The sequence below is a fragment of the Streptomyces bobili genome (assembly GCF_002154575.1).
Taxonomy (GTDB): domain Bacteria; phylum Actinomycetota; class Actinomycetes; order Streptomycetales; family Streptomycetaceae; genus Streptomyces; species Streptomyces bobili.
In genome coordinates this window covers 1-2,217 of sequence record NZ_MUBA01000652.1, presented here as the reverse complement: position 1 = coordinate 2,217, position 2,217 = coordinate 1, and the positions used below count along the sequence as shown (strand labels likewise).

Here is a 2,217-nt window from a genome sequence, read left to right as displayed (position 1 = left end):
GCCGTCCGCCGCGCGGCGGCCTCACGCTCGCGGCTTGCCGCTGTTCGCGAACTCCTCGGCGGCCGTGAGGTCGAAGTCCCCGTGATCGCTGCCGAGTCCCTGGGCGACCAGGGCCGCCGCGGCGCAGCCGAGGACGGCTGCCCGGACCGGTGCGTGGCCGAGGGCGACACCGCGCAGGTAGCCGGCCGAGAACGCGTCGCCGCACCCGGTCGTGTCGACCACGTCGACCGCGAAGGCGGGGACCGTCTCGCTCCCGTCGGCGCTCACCACGAGGGCGCCGTCCCCGCCGCGGGTCACCGCGACCACACCCACGCCGGCCTCGCGCAGCTTCCGCACGCCCGCCGCGAGGTCCGGCTCGCCGGAGAAGCCGAGCACCTGGTCCTCGTTGGGCAGCAGATGGTCGATGTGGGGCAGCGCCGCCTCTAGCTGCTCGAAGCTGCCGAGGACACCGGGCGCGAGAAGGTCCACGGAGGTGACCGTGCCGTGCTCCTTGGCGTACGACAGGATGCGCGCGGCGACGTCGACGCCGATCAGTTCGGGGCCACCGAGGTGCAGGTGGGTGGCGGCGGCCACGGCGTCCCAGGGCACGTCGTCGAGGCCGTAGGTGATGTTCGCGCCGAGCAGGTGCAGGGAGGGCCGGTCTCCGTTGGGGCGGATCGGCAGGACGCTGGCGGAGGTGGCGGTGTCGCCGCGCCGGACGAGGAACTCGGTGTCGATCCCGGCCCGCCGCAGGAGCTGGACGAGCATGTCGCCGGTGGGGTCGGTGCCGATGGCACCCGCGCTGCGCACCGACGCGCCCAGCTTGGCGAGGGTGAGGGCGGTGCCGCCTGCCGTACCCGCGGCGGTCATCCTGATGTCCTCCACCAGGGTGGCACCCTGCCCCTCGGGTATGGCCTCCACGGGCCGGACCAGCACGTCCAGGACGTGCACCCCCATCGTGACGACGTTCATCGGGGCGAGGCTCATCGGTTTCCCTCCTGCACGGGCGGTACGGGGTGGGTGGTGCCGTAGTCGCGGGCCAGCGCGGCCTCGATGACGGCGAGTTGCTGTCCCTCGTCGAGGACGCGGGGACGTCCCATGGCGGCGGCACGCTGGTAGACGCCGCAGGCCCATTCGAGCAGCAGGGCGTGCTCGACGGCCTGGTCGAGGGTCGGGGCGTGGGTGACCGCGCCGTGGTTCGCCATCAGGGCGGCGCCGCGCCCGTCCAGCGCGTCGAGCACCGACGCGGCGAGTTCGGGGGTGCCGAAGGTGGCGTACGGGGCGACCCGGACCGTGCCGCCCAGGGCGAGCAACTGGTAGTGGATGCACGGTAGTTCATCGAGGACGCAGGACACGGCGGTCGCCATCGGGGCGTGGGTGTGGACGACCGCCGCGGTGCCGTAGCGGCGGTAGACGCCGAGGTGCAGTTCCAGTTCGGAGGTGGGGCGCAGGGTGCCGGCCACGACCGTGCCGTCGAGGTCGACGACGGTCACCTGGTCGGGGGTGATCCGGGCGAGGACCGCTCCGGTCGCCGTGACGGCGACCCGGTCGCCCGCGCGCACGCTCACGTTCCCTGCCGTGCCGATGAGGAGGCCTTCGGCCGCCAGGCGCCGGCAGGCGTCGGCGACGGCGGCCCGCTCCTGACCCAGCGCGGAGCTTGAGTCGGTCATGGGCGCGACGGTAGCGTAAACGTGAAACAAAGTCACCTTCATGTTCGGAGGTAGTTCTTGAGCCCGGCAGACGCGGATCAGGGCGCCGTCCCGTTGCGCCGCACCCCCCGGCAGGCACGCAGCAGGGCCCGGCTGGCGCTGGTGCTGCGGGCCGCCGAACGCGTACTGGTCGCGGAGGGGGTCGAAGCCCTGACGACGACACGGGTGGCGGCCGAGGCGGAGGTCTCGGTCGGCTCGCTCTACCAGTACCTGCCTGACCGCGACGCGCTCATCGACGCCTTGGCGGCGGGATACTTCGCGCGCATCGAGGCGGCCATGGACGACCTGGTGCGGGCCGCCGCGACCGAGCGGTGGGAAGATCCCGTGGGCGTGCTGCTCGACGCGTTCGCCGGCATCTACCGCACCGAACACGGCTTCCGCGCGCTGTGGTTCGGCAGCGGGCTGACCGAGCGGACCCGGGCCGCCGACCGCGAGCACAAACGCCGGATGGCCGACGGCGTCCGCCGGGTGCTGCTGGCCCTGGACATGGCGGACGACGACGAGGCGCTGGCCGGCGCCGGCCACGCGG

General features: G+C 73.7%; 3 protein-coding genes. 1 reads left to right on the top strand and 2 read right to left on the bottom strand.

What is annotated here, in order from left to right:
* Positions 1-21 precede the first annotated feature (21 nt).
* Together BZL64_RS35580 and BZL64_RS35575 are read right to left on the bottom strand one after the other, a co-directional pair.
* Complete coding sequence (locus tag BZL64_RS35580; RefSeq protein WP_086773185.1) at positions 22-951, bottom strand: carbohydrate kinase family protein; 930 nt, start codon at positions 949-951, stop codon at positions 22-24.
* Between the two features lie 11 nt (positions 952-962).
* Positions 963-1,649, bottom strand: coding sequence for a class II aldolase/adducin family protein (locus tag BZL64_RS35575; protein WP_086773184.1), 687 nt, complete (start codon positions 1,647-1,649; stop codon positions 963-965).
* Positions 1,650-1,706: 57 nt separating this feature from the next.
* Between BZL64_RS35575 and BZL64_RS35570 the strand changes: the two genes are divergently transcribed.
* Positions 1,707-2,217: TetR/AcrR family transcriptional regulator (locus BZL64_RS35570; protein WP_107430416.1), on the top strand; the 511-nt coding region annotated here is incomplete at its 3' end.